Raw genomic sequence first — 265 nt, 5'->3', positions numbered from 1 at the left:
GGGCATCCGCAACCACTATTCGCCGATTTACAAGAACAGCTCGATCGGATGGAAAAAGGGCTTGATATGGTGCTCTATATGTCACGTCTCGAAAGCTTTGAACTAGACTTTTTTTTGGAAAAAATCGATGTACTTGAGCTTTTAAATGAGGTGCTGCGGGACCATCGTCGTTTATTTATTAGAAATGAAATTTACCCTTCTGTCGAAGCGGAGCAAGGTTTGGTAATTATTAGTGACCGAAAGTGGCTTTCCTTTATTTTGTCAC

Annotated in this window: 1 pseudogene; it reads left to right on the top strand. The window is 41.1% G+C overall.

The annotated features are described in order from the left end of the window. A pseudogene (locus RYX56_RS22965) lies at positions 1-265 on the top strand (sensor histidine kinase); the annotation flags it as partial.

The sequence above is a fragment of the Alkalihalophilus lindianensis genome, from assembly GCF_032843265.1.
Lineage (GTDB): Bacteria > Bacillota > Bacilli > Bacillales > Bacillaceae_D > Alkalihalophilus > Alkalihalophilus lindianensis.
The sequence above is the reverse complement of the archived record's forward strand: the minus strand, read 5'-3'. Positions and strand labels throughout refer to the sequence as shown.